Source organism: Levilactobacillus zymae, assembly GCF_032190635.1.
GTDB classification, from domain to species: domain Bacteria; phylum Bacillota; class Bacilli; order Lactobacillales; family Lactobacillaceae; genus Levilactobacillus; species Levilactobacillus zymae_A.
Genome location: NZ_JAVLAS010000001.1, coordinates 1,479,751 through 1,497,815, shown reverse-complemented (window position 1 = coordinate 1,497,815; position 18,065 = coordinate 1,479,751). Strand labels below are relative to the sequence as shown.

The following is an 18,065-nucleotide window of genomic DNA, read 5'->3' as shown; positions in this document are numbered from 1 at the left end:
GGTCTCGCCAAAATTTCTCCGGCTACCGGCGATGCCACCACCAGTAGCCCATCCCCAAGCCAATCATTAGCAGTAGGACCCGTAATCCCCAGCCCAGCACCCACAAGCTAACCATGACGCGCAAAAGAGACGTTAACGTTAACTTCATTAGCGCGCCGTCCTGGTCATCAACGCCGCTAAATTCTGCAGGTTTGCCTGAAAAGCGGATCTAGCGTTGGCCATTAAGAGCGTCAGAGGTAATCCCCTGACGGCCGAAGTCGTTGGCACTAGCTCTTCGGTGATTTGCGTCCGGGTCCCCCGTGGGGTTAAATCGAACCGCAGTTGGTAGGTCAAGCGGCCTGCGGTGCTGTGGTACACGACCTGCCGCGTCGTAGCGGTTACGGTCAGAATTTCGTACCGGTTCAGGGCGGGAACCGAACGCGTAATTACCCACCCGTTGGGGCGCACCGTCAGGGTCCCAATCCCCGGATTCCATTGTGGTAGTCGGTCAGGCGTGAGTAATAGCTGACGCACCTGTGTCACTGTCGCGGGCACCATGATTGTCAGACGGAATAAACGATTTGTCATCGAAAGCAACCTCCTTTAATGATGGTTCCACTCTACGCGTCACGCCGCGCCAATCAAAATCAGAATTCTGATAATCCGGTCGGCCGATAGACTTTTTCGTGAAACAGGTCGGTCAAAAATTGGGACTTTTGCTGGGCATCCCGTTGACCGGTTGGATCAGACTGACGGGCCGCTAACTGTGCCAATAAGTAATAATCATTCGCCAACAAATAGTGCGTATCGTGCTGGGTCGCAAAGGCGATGCCCCGTTGGAGCCACTGCGTCGCCGTAACGGGCTGGTCGCAAGTCATCAGTGCCGCCAGGTAAAACACAATGTTTAAATTTTTTTCGTAAGCGGCGCGTTCAATCCCCGTGATTGCCTGCCTCAACGCCCGCTTAGCGGCTTGCGGGCGGCCCTGACGCTGCGTCACCAAGGCAAACGCCGCCCAACTCAATCGCGTCATCGTCGTTAGGGGGTGGCGCCGACGTCCCAAATTAACCGCTAATCTGAGATGATCCCCGGCCGCCGTCAACGAGGGGTCCACCTGAAACTCCGCCACGCCCAGGTAATAATAGTAGGCCTGGGTTTGCGCGTCGGTGACCACCTGTGCCACGGTTGTCGGCGCGAGTAAATCAGCCTTCAGCGCCGCGTATTCGTGGCGGTTACACAGCTGTTCCAAGCGCTGATTGACCGCCGCCATCGGACTCACCATAACTCCTTGGGCCAAACTCACCTGGTCCAGCGAAATCGCTAACCGACGGCACAAGGCCATGAACAGTTGGGCGTTGGGTCGGTAGTGGTCGTGTTCGATGGCCGACAATAGCGACTGGGAACATAGGCCCGTAGCGACCCGCTTTTGGGTCCAGCCGTGCTGTTGCCGCACCATTTTTAGTGTTGCTCCTAGTGACATTCGCTTCATCTCCTAAGGCTCACTCTATCAAAAGAGTGCCAGATTCCGCGACTCTTATCCACCTAAAAAGGCATCCGGCTAAACGGTCCGGGTGCCTCACTAATTAACGTTGTGTTGCGTATTGGGTTAGTCGGTTCGGTGGTAGCTGTTGCCACGCCTGCGTGTAGAATTGATCATTCAGTTGGTAGTGCGGGCGCGCCTGCGGTTGGGTCAAAAACGGCTTCACCCGTTGGTCCATGGCCAGCCACCCCCGCCAGCCTAAATGAATCGTGTCGGCCATGAAGTACGGCACGTTACCTTGACGACTCAGGTCACAGACGTGGGTGAACCCCTGCGATTGCAACTGGTACCGAATCTTGCGGTCGAATTGCTTCAACATCGTCGTCGAAAGCCCCGTGTAACGGGCCCACTTAGCGTTGACCGGTGGGATCACAAATAAAACGTTGGTGTGTAAGCGGGCAAACTGATCCAAGACTAACTGAAAATCCGCAAACTCGGGCGAACGCGTGTAGTCGAGGTCGCGTTGAAAGCCGCGCAACTTGCCCTGCTGAACCGGCTTCTTCAACCCTTGATTATAGAATTGATTCCGAATTTCAAACCGGTTATTGCTGGTTTGTTCGCGCCCCAAGCGCACACTCAACCGATCCAAGGCCTGATACGACTCGTGACGGGGCAACAACGCCGCCTGCTGCGCCACGTGCACCGAGTTAAACGACGGGAGGTTGACGCTCGAGAAGAACTGGTCTTCACGCGTCAGTAACTGCCGTTTAAGTTTTAAGTAGAATAACTGATGGGCCGTCAGTGTCCGGCCGGTCGCCGTACGATGAAGCGCCGCTTTTAACAGCTGATCTGATTGGGCTCCCGGCAAGTGTAACAACCGTTGGGCGGCGTAGCGGTCCATGGCGCTGTGCCGGTCCTTGAGCAACCACTCCACGGTTTGCAGCTGAGAGTAGTAGAAGGCAAAGGCGTCCGGCCGCATCCCGTCTTTGACGAACCACTGCGGCGAGATCACGAAGACCGCCCGACCATTTTTCAGGGTGCCCTGCAGGTTTTGCATCACCAGAAACTGGGTCAACGACTGCGTGCCCCGCGCCCCGAGTAAAAAGGGCCGGTAGTTGCGGTGATACTTCTGGGCCAAGACCGCCGGGTGGGTCGGTTCAAACCGCGACCATTCGGACGACCCCATGAAGGGCACGTAGTTTCCCCGAAAGGCGGCCTGCTTGATGTGTTCACCCTTTAAAACGTTGGCGGACAACGATACCGCCGCCCGTTTTTCGGTGCCCGCCCCAACGTGTTTGAGGCCAAAGTTTCCCGGTGAAAATAGCACGACCAACACTAAAATTCCCGCCAATAAGACGGGGCCTAGGACTTGAAATAACCGTTTACCCATCAGTTTTGGCCTCCTCGTTGGGTCGAGACTGTGTTACTTTGTAAGTAATGCAAATTACTGACTCCCCCTCGTGCCCAGGTCCCCGTTCCCCCACATCTCACGGTTATCAGTCCTAGGCGAATTTCCTTTCTAAGGTTAGCATGGTCATCTTGGTTTGCAAAGTCACCAACTTAACCTTAAAGTTTTTTTCAGCTTTCGGTCGGTCCCCCATCATCCCGCTAGTTAGCGCCTATCGCGTGGTCGGTGTTCCTGGTATACTTAACGAGGTCCAAATTCTGACGACCGAAAAAGCTGCTAATCTACGGGGAGTTTTTCATCATGAAATTAATCAACGGACTGGGGTTAACCCTCCTGCTCGGCACTGCCGTGTGGACGGGAACCACAATACAAGCCAACGCGAAGACGCTGACCTGGCATGCGGGGACGCCCAAGAGTTTGCGCAAGACTTGGTACCATAACGGGGCCGGCGACAACAAGGCCTACATCACTTATTCGGCGACTAAGGGTACGGGGAACTTACTACAAGCCACTAATGCTAAAGCCACTTACGCCAAACTACCGGGGTACGGCTTAAAAAAGTTAAAGTACCAAGCCCTGGGTCATCACGTTTACCGCTTAAGTGGCATTCAATATTCGCCTAAGGGGACCACGGTCCAATTCGCCGGCCAACGGCTGACCTATAAAGTAAAGCTTGTCTCCAAACACCAGTTACACTTCTACAAGGGCTATACCAAATACGTCACCAAGCCCGCCTTCAAGATCGTGGCCCTTAAGCAGTTAGTACACTAAATCCGGATCGTCCACCATTAACGTGGGCGATTTTTAAGTTGGTTTTCCTTGAGCCACGGGAACGTGCTTGGATTTTAAGTTAAAGTATTTTATTTAATAATTATTCAACCAGCCGCTTTTTACCGTCCCTGAACGTTCTCGTGTCAGTCACATCTGTGTTCTCGTGACGCAGCTGTGACACTCAGTCCCTTTTCAGGTATACTAAACTTAACTCATAACAGGTCCTTTACCCGCGAAACGGGTAACACCTGTGACAGGAGGTCTCTCATGAACGGACAAGAACGTTTAGCTGAACAATCCCGCCAACTACTGGTCGACGCCCTATTTACCTTACTGGCTGACAACCATTACGGTGAAATCACGGTCACGGATCTGACCACTCAGGCCCAACTCGCCCGGCGCACCTTTTACCGGTCTTTCGCGAATAAGGATGAGTTGTTGGCCTTTTATGGCCATCGCTTGTGGCAACAATATCAGACCGCACGCCAAGCTCAGGTCCCCGCGTCGGCCGACCTAACTGCCACCATAACTTTTTTCTTCCAATTCTGGTGGTCCGAGCGGGCGCGGTTGCTCTTGCTGATTCGTCAGGACCTATTCACGGGACTGCTCGCCCGCGCACACGTGCACTTAACTCCCCAGGATCTGGGACTCACTAATGAAATGACTCCCACATATCTTCCCAACTTTCTCCTGGGGGGCTTATGGACCACGCTAAACACCTGGTTAGCTCAAACCGACCCCGAATCCCCCACAATGGTCGCACACACCCTCATTCAAGACTTGTCCCGGTTAACCCAACCCTAACGCCAAAATCGGACCGTCACCCAGTTCAGCCGGGTAACGGTCCGATTTTTAGTTGAATTTAAATTTAAATTATTTCACCACTAATTGGTCCAAGTCGCCCAATTCTAAGGCTAACTTAGCTAACCGCGTCAACTCAGCCAAGCGGTTGTTCCGCACAGCCTCGTCATCGGCCATGACCATCGTGGCTTCAAAGTAGTCCGCGATAGCCGGTTGAACCGCCACTAGGGCCGCGTATAGCGCCGTTAAGCCTTGTGGGGCTGCCTGGGCCACGTCATCAACTCCGTGGTGCAATTCACCCTCACTGGCGTTTTCGAACTTGTTCGCGTCGATCGTCACGCTAGCGATGTCCTTCGGTGCCTTTTGGGACAACCGAATAACCCGCGTCAATGATTCGATAACCGCCTTAAAGTTTTCGTCGGCCGCGTGGGTCGTCAAAATGTCCGCTGCGGTGAAGAGGTCGGTGATGTCACTGCTACTACCACCTAAGACGGCGTCGATGATGTCGTGGCGCACCTTGGCACCGCGTAACATCTTCCGGACCCGTTCCTTGATAAAGTCCACGACGGCATCAATTTGACCGGCCTGATCCAACTTCGGTGCCACGTTAGCAACCTCTTCGGCCGAGATAAAGGCCGTTGCTAGATCCGCAACTGGCAGCGACCAGTTCTGATCGGTGGCAATCCGCACAATCCCCGTGGCTTGACGCCGTAAAGCATACGGGTCGTTGGAGCCACTCGGAATCATCCCCGCCGCAAAGAACGTCAAAATGCTGTCGAACTTGTCGGCCAAGGCTAAGACCGCCCCCGGCACAGAAGCTGGTAAGGCTCCGTCGGCCGAGATTGGTTCGTAGTGTTCGCGAATAGCTTGGGCCACCGCGGGATCTTCGCCGTTTAAGAGGGCGTATTTCTCCCCCATGACCCCTTGGAGTTCGGCAAATTCACCAACCATCCCGGTGACTAAGTCAAACTTATAGATTTGACTGGCCCAGACGGCCGCCTTGGTTTGCGCATCGTTAAGCCCCAACCGATCGGCTAACACCGTCACGATGGCTTCCACTCGGGTCATCTTTTCGGCCATGGTACTAATCTTATCGTGGAAGCTAACACTCTTCAGGCGTTCCACGTAGTCCGCAATGGTCTTCTTCTGATCTTCCTTGTAGAAGAACATCGCGTCTTCCAGGCGGGCCGTCAAGACCTTTTCGTTCCCTGCCACCACGTTTTGCAGGTCGTGATCGGTCCCGTTTCGTACGGAGATGAAGTTCGGTAACAACTTTCCGTCCTGGTTCCGGGCGTAGAAGAACCGTTGGTGGTCCCGCATGGACGTGATCAGGACCTCTTCGGGGATCGTCAGGTACTTCGGATCGAAGCTCCCGGCAAAGGCGGTTGGCCATTCGACTAAGTTGTTGACTTCTTCGAGGAGGCCGGCATCGACATTAATGGTCCAGTCATTATCCGTCGCAATCTTTGCAATCTGCTTCTTAATGAGTTCCTTACGCTTGTCCGCATCGGCAATCACGAATTCGCTGGTCAAAGCTTCTTCGTAATCGGCCGCCGTGGCTAAGGAAATTTCCTTACCCAAGAACCGGTGGCCGCGCGTTAACCGGTCGGTGGTGACGTCTAAGATGCTAAACGGAATCACGTCGCTGTCCAGTAACGCCACCAGCCAACGAATTGGCCGAATGTATTCGAAGTGGTGGGTGCCCCACTTCATCATGGTCGGGAAGGTCATCGCCATGATGATCTCGCGTAAGCCGGCCAGGACTTCGGCGACCGGTTTACCGGCGATAAACTTATCGACGTAAACGTATTCGGTCCCCTTAAATTCCTTGAAGACGATATCGTCGGGCGTTAAGCCCTGACCGCGGGTAAACCCGATCGCAGGCTTCGTCCAATTACCGTCGGCGTCCTGGGCGATCTTCTTGGCCGGACCCTTGACGGATTCGCTGATGTCGTCTTGCTTGTCGGCCAAGCCCGTGATTTCTAACGCTAACCGCCGGGGCGTCGAGAACGGCTTGATGGTGTCATAGCTGATCCGTTCGTCCTTTAAGTAATCGGCAACGCGCTTCTGAAGTTGCCGGATGGCTGGCGTTACCACGTGGGCTGGCATTTCTTCTAACCCAATTTCTAGTAAAAATGTGTGTGCCATTATTTTGCCTCCTCAGAATCCGCTAATAATTTTTGCCGCAAGGCATCGTCCTTGATCAACGGGAAGCCACGCTTCTTCCGTTCGGCCACGAACGCCTTGGCGATCGACCGGGCCATGTTCCGAATCCGGGACAGGTAGCCGGCCCGTTCCGTCACGGAAACGGCGCCGCGAGCATCTAACAGGTTGAAGGTGTGACTGCACTTGAGCACGTAATCGTAGGCCGGGTGCACCAGACCGTTAGCAATCTGCTTCTTGGCTTCCGCTTCGTATTCGTCGAAGTGCCGCGATAACATCGCCTGGTCGCTTTCCTCAAAACTGTACTTGGAGTGTTCGTATTCGGGTTCCTTGAAGATGTCCCCATACTTCACCCCGTCGCCCCATTCCAGGTCGAACACGGAGTTCACGTCCTGAATGTAGGACGCTAGCCGTTCCAACCCGTAGGTGACTTCGGAGGTCACGGGATCCACCGTTTGGCCCCCAACGACTTGGAAGTAGGTGAACTGGGTGACTTCCATCCCGTCGAGCCAGACTTCCCAACCAACCCCGGCACAACCCATGGATGGGTTCTCCCAGTTGTCTTCGACGAACCGAATATCGTGTTCGAGGGGGTTGATGCCCAGTTCCTTCAAACTGTTCAGGTAGAGTTCCTGAATGTTATCGGGGGACGGCTTCATGACCACTTGGAACTGGTGGTGTTGGTATAACCGGTTAGGGTTTTCCCCGTAACGACCATCGGCAGGTCGCCGGGAAGGTTCCACGTACGCCGCGTTCCAGGGTTCTGGTCCAATGGCCCGTAAGAACGTGTACGGGCTCATGGTCCCGGCCCCTTTTTCGGTATCGTAAGCTTGCATCAGCATGCAGCCCTGTGCGGACCAGTACTGCTGTAACTTTAAAATAATCGCTTGCATGGACAGTTTTTCTGTCATGGATGCGTTCCTCCTTATTGATCTAAATAAGCACACAAAAAAGTCCCCACGCGAATCTACACTAAAGAGATTCACGTAGGGACGAATTAATTTCGCGGTTCCACCCTACTTCTAGTCAGCGACTAGCAGCTTACTTGGAAACGACTCCGAATGCGCCAACGTCTCAGAATCACGCTTCGGCTTGCACCGTCCCGAAGTCGCTAGGTCGTTAATTCTGACACTTATTCATTCATCTTTGCCGACTTATTTAACTGTGATTAATCATAAGCGTCTCGACCACGCTTGTCAATCACCATTAACCGGTGGCGTTTGTAACCGTGGCGCCCAAGACTGCATCTGGTCCAAGAACCGCTTACTCTTGGGATGCACCCCGATTTGACTCGCGTAGATTTCATCCATCAGCTGGCGTAAGGCGTGTTCGGTGCTGGGCTTAACCTTGATCTGATGGACCTTATCCAGGTCGATCACCAAAAATTGGCGCAGATAGTAGACCGTGCGCGGACTCAGATGCAACCGGTGCGGGTCGGCCGCCCAGTGTTGTTGACACAGTAGCCCCCCGTAGCTTTCCGAATAATCGAACGGTAGGTCCGTGCGACCGCAAATGGCACAGCCCTGTAACTGCGGGGCCACCCCAAAGGCAGGCATCAGTTGAATCTCCATGATGTTGGTCACGATGGCCGGATTTTGGCCCTCATCGATGAGTTCCAATGCCCGGTACACCCGGTGATACCAGTCCGGTAGCGGTTGACTATCCGGAAAGGCCACGTCCACTAGACTCATGATGTAGGTCGCATAGGCGTTCTTAAAGATGTCTTCGCCGATGCCCTGAAACTGGCTGGTTTCCCGGGGCGTACGAATGTAAGACAACCCCGTATCGGCGATGTCGCCCACGTAGCTGCCCACGGTAAACGGCAAGATATCGGCGGTCATCTTGAACCCGCGTTTCTTGGCCCCACGAACCAGAAACATCTTTTTGCCAAACTCCTGGGTTAAAAACTTGACTAGGTAGTCCCGTTCGGCGTAATCTCGCCGAAACAGCAGGATGCCGTGAAAATCTGTGACGTGATGAGCCATGGGATCCCTCCTCAAACGAAACGGTGCTCGCCGGCCGGACCCGCGAACACCGTTTTTAAACGATTAGTTTTAGATATCACTCTTGCGGTAGCCGTAAGATTTCAACAGGCTGGATTTATCGCGCCAACCGGGTTGAACCTTCACGAACAGTTGCAAGTAGACCGAACTGCCCAACAGGTGTTCGATGTCTTGCCGGGCCAGCGTCCCAATCTTCTTGAGCATACTACCCCCCTTACCGATCATAATCCCCTTCTGGGTCGGCCGTTCCACGATGATTGTGGCTTCAATGCGGACCTGGTCGTTCTTTTGGGTCTTCATGCTTTCGATTTCGACGGCCACGGAATGCGGCACCTCTTCGCGCGTCAACATGAAGATTTTTTCGCGAATCAGTTCACTGACCACAAACCGTTCGGGGTGGTCCGTCAGCTGATCCTCGGGGTAATACTGGGGACCATGCGGCATCTGGTCCACCAGGTCGCCCAGAAATTCGTCGACATTATTGCCTTCCAGCGCCGAAATTGGGTAAACGGCCTTCCAAGGTAAGGCCTTTTTGTATTGGTCCATGACCGTTAACAAGTCGTCGGGATGAATCTGGTCAATCTTGTTGATCAACAGGTAGACCGGCGCCTTAGCGTTCTTCAGACGGTCAATAATGAAGTTATCCCCGGCCCCGCGCTTTTCGGCGGCGTTAATCATGAACAGAATGGCGTCAACTTCGTTTAGTGCGGATAACGCCGACTTGACCATGTAGTCGCCCAGTTCCGTCTTGGGCTTGTGGACCCCCGGCGTATCGATAAACACGATTTGCGCGTCATCGGTGGTGTAGATCCCCTGAATCTTGTTCCGGGTGGTCTGGGCCGTGTTCGACATGATGGCGATTTTTTGACCGATGACTCGGTTCAAAAACGTGGACTTCCCCACGTTTGGCCGGCCCACGATGGCCACGAAACCCGATTTATAATTTGGATTATCCATAACTTTTTCTCCTTAAAACCAGCGACTCAGCGCCGGTAACATCACTAAACAACCGACGACCACGGCAAACAATGCGGCCAATAACACGCCGCCCGCCGCCACGTCCTTGGCCCGCTTAGCCAAGTCGTGATAGGTCTGACCCACGACGAGGTCGACCACGGCCTCCACGATGGTGTTGAGCGTTTCAGCAATCAGCACCAAGAAAATGGCCAGCGTCAACCACAACCATTCGTTCAGCGTCAGCCGTAAAATGATCCCGGCAATGATGGCCAGACTCCCTACCAGCAGGTGCTTACGGAAGTTGCGTTCATACCGATAAAGGGCCTTCAATCCGTCAACGGCGTGCCCTAACGATTGACGAAAAGCGCGGTTTTTCCCCGTTTGCCGGGTGGATTTATCGCTTGAGGCCATAGGCATCTAAGATGTCGGCTTGCAACTTAAACATGACCTTCTCGTCTTCGGGCTTCATATGATCATAACCGTTTAAGTGCAGAAAGCCGTGAACCACCAGGAACCCCAGTTCTCGCTCATAGGAGTGCCCGAGGTAGTCGGCCTGTTCGCTGACCTTGTCCATCGACACAAAGATATCCCCGATGTTTTCGGGAATCTCGGCCGCCAGTTCGTCGTCCATGACCAGCGGGAAGTCGTCATCAGCGTCCTCATTGTCTTCAATGGCAAAACTGATGACGTCGGTCGCTCGGTCAACTCCCCGGTATTTTTTATTAATTTGGTGGATATCTTCATTATTCATCAGCGTCACCGACATCTCGGTGTTGTCCGCCAACTTGAGGTATTTCCCCGCAAACTGTAAGATGTCTTCAATCATTTGCACGTGCTTGGCCGGCACGCCGGCTTGGGTCTTGTCGTAAATCTCTAAATCCATTATTTCTTAGCTCCATTTGGTTTAGTATCGTTGGCTTCATAAGCATTAATGATGCTGGCCACAACGGGGTGCCGAACCACGTCGTCGGCACTGAAGGTCACAAACGAGATGTGACCCACGTTTTGTAAGATGTGTTGGGCTTGGACCAGACCGGATTGGGCGTTATGCGGTAAATCGATCTGGGAGATGTCGCCGTTCACGATCATCTTCGAACCAAAGCCTAATCGCGTTAAGAACATCTTCATCTGGGAATTCGTCGTGTTTTGCGCTTCATCCAAGATAACAAAGGCCGACTCTAACGTCCGTCCCCGCATGTAGGCCAACGGTGCAATTTCAATCACGCCGCGATCCATTAATCGGGTCGTGTGTTCGGCGCCTAAAATAGCGTATAACGCATCGTAGATGGGCCGCAAATACGGATCAACCTTTTCCTTTAAGTCCCCCGGCAAGAAACCTAGGCTTTCGCCCGCTTCTACGGCGGGGCGCGTCAAAATGATTTTTTCAACGTCACCGTGCTTCAGCGCCGCAATCGCCATCACCACGGCCAGGTAAGTTTTCCCGGTCCCAGCTGGACCGATCCCAAAGGTGATGTCGTTGTGCTTGATGGCGTCGATGTACTGCCGTTGACCGAAGTTCTTGACCCGTACCGGTCGGCCCTTGGCATCGTGAATCAAGGTTTCAGTGTACAGATCCTGGAAATATTCCAACGTCCCCCGTTCGGCCATCTTCATGGCACTTACGACATCGGCACTGTTCAACCGAATCCCCTTAGCCAATAACGCACTCATATTCCGTAAGATGGTGAGCGTCTGGTCAACCGCGGTGGCGTCACCCGCAACTTTGATCGAATTGCCAAAGGGCCGAATCGTGACGGACAGCCCCTCTTCCAGTAAAGTGACAAATTGATCTTGGGCACCCAACAGGGCCGCTTCGTCGGCCGGATGCTCCAAGATATATTCTTTTTCAATCATCGCGTTTTCAGTCAAATACAGTTGCTCCTTTGTCTTCAAAAATTAAGTGTACTGATACTTGAATTTTAGCATACCACCGGGGATTGTAAAAGGATTGACCGTTAAAATCCACCGGGAGTTAGCTCCCCTGATTCTCCGGAGACAACGCTTGGGTCAAAATGAGCCGGTCGCGGAGTCGTAACCCGTTTTCCCAAATGGGTAGTGAATAATGACGGGTAAAGTAACTCGGTTCGACGGCCACGATGCGTAACCCACACTTTTGATACAGGTACAGCTGCCCCAAACTAGTACTACCGGTGGCCACCCGTAACGTGGTCTGCCCGTGTTCACTCCCCCATTGTTGGGCAAACCGGATGGCGGCTTGTCCGATGCCGCGGCGCTGCTTAGCGGGCACCACGGCTAGGTTCGTAATCTCTAGGACACGGTGGGGGCGCACCGTGAGGACCAACACCCCGACCAGCTCTCGCCGCCAAAACAGGGCCAAACCGGTACTTTGGGGTAAATAGGTCATCACCTGGGACCACTCGGGATCGGCCTGCAAGAGCAGGGCCCGAATCGCCGGACTGACCGTGTGAAATCGCTCGTACTGTAATGCCATTAGCCACCCTCCTCACCAGAAAAGCCACCCCGAGCAACGGGCCCGGCAGTGGCTTCACGACTTACTTGTTGAGTTGTGCCTTAACGGTCTGGTTGACCAGGTTACCATCGGCCTTGCCCTTAACTTGTGGCATGACGGCGCCCATGACCTTACCAAAGTCACCCATGCCAGTCGCGCCAACCTTGGCAATGCTGTCCGTAACGATCTTCGTGATTTCGTCGGCGCTCAATTGCTTCGGGGCGTACTTCTCCACGATAGCAATTTCAGCTTTGACGCCGGCGACCAAGTCGTCCCGGTTGCCCTTTTGGAATTCGTCTAAGGATTCCTTGCGTTGCTTAAGTTCCCGGGAAACCACCGTTAACTCTTCGTCGGGCGTCAGGTCGTGGCCCTGCTTAATCTTTTCGTTGGTCAGAGCCGCCTTCATCATCCGGACCACGTTTAAGGTCAATTTATCGTGGGCCTTCATGGCCGTCTTTAAATCCGTGTTCAGTTGGGCTTCTAAACTCATGTTGAATTCCTCCTAAATTAAGTTACTTTATTAGTTTACTACTTATTCCCCGGCGCGTCAGGTTCGGGACCGTGTGACTTGCGTTTTCGTATCAAACTGAGTACGCTAAAAACAGTTCGGTATCCTTACAAATAGAAAGGACTTATTTGGTATGCACGCAATTGGTTATACGCAACATTTACCGTTAGACGACCCCCACGGATTAGTTGATTTCGACCTACCGCAACCCACGCCACTAGCGCACGATTTATTGGTCCAGGTAACGGCAATCTCCGTCAATCCCGTAGACCTGGCCGTCCGGGGCAACCACGATCCCCTAGACCCCCAGCACCCCACCGTGATTGGCTGGGACGCTTACGGTACTGTTACGGCCGTTGGCAGTGCCGTGACCCTCTTTCAACCCGGTGATCTCGTTTTTTACGCCGGATCGTTTAAGCGCCCCGGTAGCAATAGCGAGTATCAATTGGTTGATGAACGCCTCGTCGGCCACGCACCGACTAAATTGACCCCGGCGCAGAGTGCCGCCATGCCCCTCACCTCACTCACTGCCTGGGAAGCCTTGTTTGAACAGTTGGGCATCGATCCACACGCCGATAATCATGGCCAAACGTTACTGGTAATCAACGGGGCTGGGGGCGTCGGCTCCGTGGCCACCCAACTTGCCCACTGGGCGGGATTAACCGTGATTGCGACGGCCTCACGCCCGGAGACCAGCGCATGGACCCGCGACCACGGTAGTGATGCCGTGGTCAACCACCGCGAGGACCTGGTGCCTCAGGTTCGCGAATTAGGGTATCAATACGTTGACTACGTTCTAGAGCTCAGTAATCTGAACCAGCATTGGCCCGAAATCGTCGACCTGATCAAGCCCAGCGGTCACATTGTTTCAATCACGGGGAGTGATACCCCCATCGATTTGCGGGCGCTGAAAGATAAGCGGGCCACGTTTGCTTGGGAGTGGATGTACACCAAGTCGTATTTCGAGACCCCGGACATGATCAGCCAACACCAGATCCTCGAGAAAGTCCGGCAGCTTCTCGACGAGGGGACGTTACGGTCCACCCTGACCCAAACCATTCAACCCATTAACGCTGAAAACCTGATGGCCGCGCATAAGTTAGTCGGCAGTCATCACATGATGGGCAAGGTCGTTTTACAAAAATAGCGTACAAAAAAATCCCTGATGCCTAAACATCAGAGATTTTTTATTAGAAACGACGCTTCTTAGCTTTACGCTTACGCGCTGCTTCTGACTTTAACTTTTTCTTCACACTTGGTTTTTCGTAAAATTCACGTTTACGGTATTCTTGTAAAGTACCGCTACGGGAAACCGTACGTTTGAAGCGCCGAAGAGCGTCGTCAAAAGACTCGTTTTTGCGAACGACTGTCTTTGCCATTTGAAATTCCCTCCCTCCGAGCACAAGTAATGACGCTGGTTGGAATCTTTCCACCAGCGTTACGGTTCTTAACCATTATACATAAACACTCAAACGGCGTCAATAATGCTTTTAAATAAAATTTGAACCGTTTTACGTCAGGGAGTAAACTAAAGAAAAACCGTAGAGGAGCTAAACCCATGTCGCCCATTACAATTTTTGTTATTTCCGATTCCTCCGGCGAAACCGCGTTAACCGTGGCCCAAACCGCCGTGTCGCAATTTCCATCCGTTCACGTTAGCTACCAACGCTTCCCGTTTATCCAAACGGATTCAATCCTTGAGGGCATTCTAAACCTGGCGAAGAAGCAAAAGGCCATGCTATTTCACACGTTAGTGAATCCCCAATTGAGTCAACACGTCCGTGAATTCGCCCAAACCAACCACCTACAGCATTTCGATTGCATTCAGCCCGCCATGCAGGTGATGGAATCTGCGACCGGTCTCAAACCGGAAGGCGTTCCCGGCCTGGTCCACAACCTAACCGACACCTACTTCGACCGCATCGCCGCCATGGAGTTTGCCGTGGCTTACGATGATGGTAAGGACCCCACCGGCCTCCTGAAGGCCGACATCGTCATCTTGGGGGTTTCGCGGACTTCTAAGACCCCGCTATCCCTGTTCTTAGCCAACCGTAACCTGCGCGTCGCTAACCTGCCCCTATCTCCCAAAACCCAGTTACCCGATCAACTCTGGCAGGTCGACCCCAAACGCATCTTCGGTCTCACCAACCGTCCCGAGATTCTGCGCAAAATTCGTCAGGAACGGATGATTTCCTACGGGCTGCCCGCCGATAGCGCCTATTCGGATACCGGTAAGATTCAAGAGGAATTAGATTACGCCCAAAAAATTTATAAAAAAATTGGTTGTTTAGTCATCGACGTTTCAAACAAATCCATTGAAGAGACCGCCACGCTGATCATGGAAAGTGTCGATTACGACCTGATTCCCCACCCCCTGGATGATTAGCGGAGACGCACCAGCGGACTGTCCCGACCTTAACTCATTTGACCAACGTCGTTCTTGCAGGGATACCCAGGAACAATAGACAAAAGCAGAAGGGAAATTCTCGTAAAATCGAGAATTTCCCTTCTGCTTTTTTAGAACCCGAGTGAACACCCTAACGCGTGAGGTAGGCGTCCACCGGTTGGCCCGCCAGAGCATCCGCCGTTAAATCCGGATTGAATTGTTGATGGCGCAACATGGCGACCTCGTAGCCGTGCGGATCGGCGCCGGTCTTACGGTCGGGACCGACCGGTGGCGTTTCCATAATCTTCGGTACGGCCGTTAATAGCGGGTGATGCGCCACAGCATTTAGTGCGTCAAACCCCAAAGTTCCAAACCCAATGTTGGTATGGCGGTCCTTGTGACTGCCTTGCGGATTCTTCGAGTCGTTGAGGTGGACCACCTTAATCCGCTCCACGCCAATGACCCGGTCGAACTCACGCAAAACACCGTCAAAATCGGTAGCAATGGCGTAACCAGCGTCACTGGTGTGACAGGTGTCAAAGCAGACCGACAACCGGTCGTTGTGGGCCGTTTGGGCCAGGATGCTGGCCAGTTCCTCGAAGGTCCGGCCGACTTCGGTCCCCTTGCCCGCCATGGTTTCTAAAGCAATTTGTACGGGGACGTCGGGCGTCGCGGCCAGAATCTGGTCCAATCCCCGGGCAATCTGAGCGATGGCGGCCGGGGCCCCGGCTCCCACGTGCGCACCGGGATGTAAGACGATCTGGTGCGCACCAATCGCGGCCGCCCGGGTCACCTCGGCCGTCAAGAACTGCACGGCAAAGTCAAAGTTTTCCGGTTTCTTAGTGTTACCCAGATTGACCACGTAGGGCGCGTGAACCACCACGGCTTGTTGGTCGTGTGCGGCCATGAAGGCCTTACCTGCCGCCGCATTCAGTTCCTCAATGGGCTTACGTCGCGTATTTTGCGGGGCCCCCGTGTAAACCATGAAGACGTTTTCCCCGTCCTGGGCCGCTTCCTGTGCGGACCCCAATAACATGGCTTTTCCCTTCATACTCACATGGGACCCAATCAATAAGTCCGTCATTTTGTCTGCTCCTCTCCCGTCATGATCAATTGTGCCACCTGTTGGCTGGCCGTTCCCGTCTCCCACTCACAAAATCGGTGGTAAAAGGCGGCCTGTTGCTGCGCATAAGCCGGAAATTTCCCGGCTTGATGCCAGGCATCCAATTGCGCATAAAACGCCGAAGCGTCGGTAACCAGCGGTCCCGGTAACGTTTGGGCAGCATACTCAAAGTAAAATCCCCGCAGTTGATCGCGATAGTGCGCCAAATCGTACGCAAAGAACAGCTGGGGGCGCTGTAAGTTGGCAAAATCAAACATCACCGACGAATAGTCCGTAATCAAGAGATCGGTTATTAAATAAATTTCGGCAATATCGGCCTCTGCCAGAATGGTCACCCGATCTTCGTACCCCCGGATATCAATCTGATCCTTAACTAGGTAGTGCGGCCGAATGACCAGGTGAGTGTTAGCTGGGACGTGCCGGAAAAACTCCCCCAATTCAAATGGTAAATCAAATTGGTAGACGCCGGGCCGCACGGCGGTATCATCTCGCCAGGTCGGTGCGTAAGTCACCACCGGCCCCGACACCGCGCCCAACAACCGTCGTTTAATCGCCGCCACTTTTTCCGGCCGATTAGCCGTGTACAGCACGTCGTTTCGGGGATAACCGATTGGCAGAAACTTCCCCCGATAGCCAAACGCCCGCTGAAAGATGTCTTGCGAATACTGGTTAGGCGCAATCAGGTAGTCCCAACAATTGGCCGCCGTCACAAAATCGGCATGGTACTGCGCGGTCGTGGTCCCCTTCATGGCCACGTGGGCGATGTCGGCCCCCAACTTCTTGAGGGGCGTGCCGTGCCAGGTCTGAATGGTCGTCGTATGCCGATTAGCGTGCCACCAGTTGGGCAACCGGGAGTTCAAGACCCAAAATTCGGCCCGCGCCATCAATCGCACCCACCGGGGCGTGAAGCGTTTAACCAGCTGGATCTCGGGATAAGCCCGGTGTAAGGTGGCGTACTCGCTAGGCTTGACGCTGAAGTAAGCCGTCTTTTGGTAACGCGGGTCAGCTCGAACCAGCGCCCGGTAAATTGCCGCCGGGTTATCGTTAACGTCCTTACCGTTAAAACTTTCGAACAGCACTTGTCGTCGCTTAATTGGTAAACAAATAAGCCCACCGTTCAACACGATGAGCCCATAGCGAGCAACCAGCTTCAATGACTGGACAAGGCGTTGTCGACTGTTCGTCATTTGAGTTGCTCCTTTCAACTAAATTAAATCCACAAACCGTGACCGGAACTTGTAGTGTAAGTGTGAGCCTAATAGTAGGACAAAGAACACAAACGCCCAGAATTCCAAGGTCAGTAACGGTCGTTGCCAGAACCAGCCGGTCCCCAGGAAGGATTCCCGAAACCCGTTAACGATGTAATAGTACGGGTTGAGTTCCAACAGGTGCACGAACGGTGCCGGGAACGACGTGGTCACAAAGTTAAACAACACACCGGACACGTAGAACAGCATCCGCATGACGGACTGTAACAGAATGTGGTAATCCCGCACCAGCACACTGATACATGAGTTGAAGATCCCTAAGGCCACTAATAAGCAAATCATGGCAAAGAAGTAGTACAACCATTGGAACCAGGCCACCTTCGGGTAAACGCCGTTGAGAAGACCGATAAAGATGGAGAACACCATCATGGTCCAAAATGAACTCAGATTGCTGACCACTTTAATTGTGGGCAACGCCGAAACCGGAAACTTCATCTTGGCCACCATGTTGACCCGCTGGTAAATACTCTTCGAAGCGTCTAACGTCGACCGGTTCATGAAGAACCATGGTGAAATCCCAATCACCATCCACGGCAGATAGCTTACCCCGTTCAACGGTTGACCGTGCTTCAAGCCAACCCCGAACACTAACCAATAAATGGCAATTTGAATCAACGGATACAGGTACTCCCACATCAACCCTAAATAATGGCTTTGGTAACTGGCTTGATCTTCATACCGGGAGATCCGGAAAATAATTCCCAGACTTGAGACCTGTTCTTTGAATAAGGTCATGACCTCTTTCAAGGC

21 protein-coding genes are annotated in these 18,065 nt (G+C 53.3%); 4 read left to right on the top strand and 17 right to left on the bottom strand.

Annotated features, from left to right (window positions below; genetic code table 11):
• Window positions 1-22: 22 nt before the first annotated feature.
• The 4 genes from RI501_RS06880 to dltD all read right to left on the bottom strand — a co-directional run bounded on the left by RI501_RS06880 (window position 23) and on the right by dltD (window position 2,847).
• On the bottom strand, window positions 23-148 hold the full coding sequence (locus RI501_RS06880; RefSeq protein WP_263862342.1) for a hypothetical protein: 126 nt from the start codon (window positions 146-148) through the stop codon (window positions 23-25).
• The gene (locus RI501_RS06875) at window positions 148-567 is read right to left on the bottom strand and encodes an SRPBCC family protein (RefSeq protein ID WP_313821133.1); all 420 of its coding nucleotides are present in this window, start codon (window positions 565-567) and stop codon (window positions 148-150) included. The genes RI501_RS06880 and RI501_RS06875 overlap by 1 nt, the downstream gene beginning before the upstream one ends.
• Window positions 568-626: 59 nt before the next feature.
• Complete coding sequence (locus tag RI501_RS06870; RefSeq protein WP_313821131.1) at window positions 627-1,457, bottom strand: helix-turn-helix domain-containing protein; 831 nt, start codon at window positions 1,455-1,457, stop codon at window positions 627-629.
• Between the two features lie 103 nt (window positions 1,458-1,560).
• Entirely contained in the window at window positions 1,561-2,847 is a 1,287-nt protein-coding gene (dltD, locus tag RI501_RS06865) for a D-alanyl-lipoteichoic acid biosynthesis protein DltD (RefSeq protein ID WP_313821129.1), read from the bottom strand.
• A 318-nt stretch (window positions 2,848-3,165) separates the two neighbouring features.
• Between dltD and RI501_RS06860 the strand changes: the two genes are divergently transcribed.
• Window positions 3,166-3,636: a hypothetical protein gene (locus RI501_RS06860; protein WP_313821127.1), complete on the top strand. Its 471-nt coding sequence runs from the start codon at window positions 3,166-3,168 to the stop codon at window positions 3,634-3,636.
• A 267-nt stretch (window positions 3,637-3,903) separates the two neighbouring features.
• Window positions 3,904-4,440 (top strand): TetR/AcrR family transcriptional regulator, encoded by a 537-nt coding sequence (locus tag RI501_RS06855; RefSeq protein ID WP_313821125.1) that lies wholly within the window; start codon window positions 3,904-3,906, stop codon window positions 4,438-4,440.
• A gap of 69 nt (window positions 4,441-4,509) precedes the next feature.
• Here RI501_RS06855 and glyS read toward each other — a convergent pair whose 3' ends face one another.
• The 9 genes from glyS to RI501_RS06810 form a co-directional block, all read right to left on the bottom strand.
• A complete protein-coding gene (gene glyS / locus RI501_RS06850) occupies window positions 4,510-6,585 on the bottom strand; it encodes a glycine--tRNA ligase subunit beta (protein WP_313821123.1) in 2,076 nt (691 codons plus the stop codon).
• Complete coding sequence (gene glyQ, locus RI501_RS06845) at window positions 6,585-7,511, bottom strand: glycine--tRNA ligase subunit alpha (RefSeq protein WP_057730811.1); 927 nt, start codon at window positions 7,509-7,511, stop codon at window positions 6,585-6,587. Before glyQ ends, glyS begins: the two co-directional genes overlap by 1 nt.
• 285 nt (window positions 7,512-7,796) lie before the next feature.
• Window positions 7,797-8,585 carry a DNA repair protein RecO gene (gene recO / locus RI501_RS06840; RefSeq protein WP_313821120.1) on the bottom strand — a complete coding sequence of 263 codons (789 nt, stop codon included), beginning with the start codon at window positions 8,583-8,585 and terminating at the stop codon, window positions 7,797-7,799.
• A gap of 69 nt (window positions 8,586-8,654) precedes the next feature.
• The gene (gene era / locus RI501_RS06835) at window positions 8,655-9,560 is read right to left on the bottom strand and encodes a GTPase Era (RefSeq protein ID WP_313821118.1); all 906 of its coding nucleotides are present in this window, start codon (window positions 9,558-9,560) and stop codon (window positions 8,655-8,657) included.
• A 12-nt stretch (window positions 9,561-9,572) separates the two neighbouring features.
• Complete coding sequence (locus RI501_RS06830; RefSeq protein WP_313821116.1) at window positions 9,573-9,977, bottom strand: diacylglycerol kinase family protein; 405 nt, start codon at window positions 9,975-9,977, stop codon at window positions 9,573-9,575.
• Window positions 9,955-10,443, bottom strand: coding sequence for an rRNA maturation RNase YbeY (ybeY, locus tag RI501_RS06825; RefSeq protein ID WP_313821114.1), 489 nt, complete (start codon window positions 10,441-10,443; stop codon window positions 9,955-9,957). Before ybeY ends, RI501_RS06830 begins: the two co-directional genes overlap by 23 nt.
• Window positions 10,443-11,414: a PhoH family protein gene (locus tag RI501_RS06820; RefSeq protein WP_313823167.1), complete on the bottom strand. Its 972-nt coding sequence runs from the start codon at window positions 11,412-11,414 to the stop codon at window positions 10,443-10,445. The genes ybeY and RI501_RS06820 overlap by 1 nt, the downstream gene beginning before the upstream one ends.
• 118 nt (window positions 11,415-11,532) lie before the next feature.
• Window positions 11,533-12,012 (bottom strand): GNAT family N-acetyltransferase, encoded by a 480-nt coding sequence (locus RI501_RS06815; protein ID WP_313821112.1) that lies wholly within the window; start codon window positions 12,010-12,012, stop codon window positions 11,533-11,535.
• A 61-nt stretch (window positions 12,013-12,073) separates the two neighbouring features.
• A complete protein-coding gene (locus tag RI501_RS06810) occupies window positions 12,074-12,520 on the bottom strand; it encodes a GatB/YqeY domain-containing protein (RefSeq protein ID WP_313821110.1) in 447 nt (148 codons plus the stop codon).
• A 151-nt stretch (window positions 12,521-12,671) separates the two neighbouring features.
• Between RI501_RS06810 and RI501_RS06805 the strand changes: the two genes are divergently transcribed.
• Window positions 12,672-13,685 carry a zinc-binding alcohol dehydrogenase family protein gene (locus RI501_RS06805; protein ID WP_313821108.1) on the top strand — a complete coding sequence of 338 codons (1,014 nt, stop codon included), beginning with the start codon at window positions 12,672-12,674 and terminating at the stop codon, window positions 13,683-13,685.
• Window positions 13,686-13,728: 43 nt separating this feature from the next.
• Here RI501_RS06805 and rpsU read toward each other — a convergent pair whose 3' ends face one another.
• A complete protein-coding gene (rpsU, locus tag RI501_RS06800; protein ID WP_024746218.1) occupies window positions 13,729-13,917 on the bottom strand; it encodes a 30S ribosomal protein S21 in 189 nt (62 codons plus the stop codon).
• Window positions 13,918-14,096: 179 nt separating this feature from the next.
• Between rpsU and RI501_RS06795 the strand changes: the two genes are divergently transcribed.
• Window positions 14,097-14,924: a pyruvate, water dikinase regulatory protein gene (locus RI501_RS06795; RefSeq protein WP_313821106.1), complete on the top strand. Its 828-nt coding sequence runs from the start codon at window positions 14,097-14,099 to the stop codon at window positions 14,922-14,924.
• A 151-nt stretch (window positions 14,925-15,075) separates the two neighbouring features.
• Here RI501_RS06795 and RI501_RS06790 read toward each other — a convergent pair whose 3' ends face one another.
• Genes RI501_RS06790 through RI501_RS06780 form a run of 3 tightly spaced genes read right to left on the bottom strand, consistent with a single transcriptional unit; the run spans window position 15,076 to window position 18,062 of the window.
• A complete protein-coding gene (locus tag RI501_RS06790; protein ID WP_313821104.1) occupies window positions 15,076-16,008 on the bottom strand; it encodes a deoxyribonuclease IV in 933 nt (310 codons plus the stop codon).
• Entirely contained in the window at window positions 16,005-17,234 is a 1,230-nt protein-coding gene (locus RI501_RS06785; RefSeq protein ID WP_313821103.1) for a CDP-glycerol glycerophosphotransferase family protein, read from the bottom strand. Before RI501_RS06785 ends, RI501_RS06790 begins: the two co-directional genes overlap by 4 nt.
• 18 nt (window positions 17,235-17,252) lie before the next feature.
• Window positions 17,253-18,062, bottom strand: a complete 810-nt coding sequence (locus RI501_RS06780) for an ABC transporter permease (RefSeq protein ID WP_313821101.1) — start codon at window positions 18,060-18,062, stop codon at window positions 17,253-17,255.
• Between the last annotated feature and the right edge of the window lie 3 nt (window positions 18,063-18,065).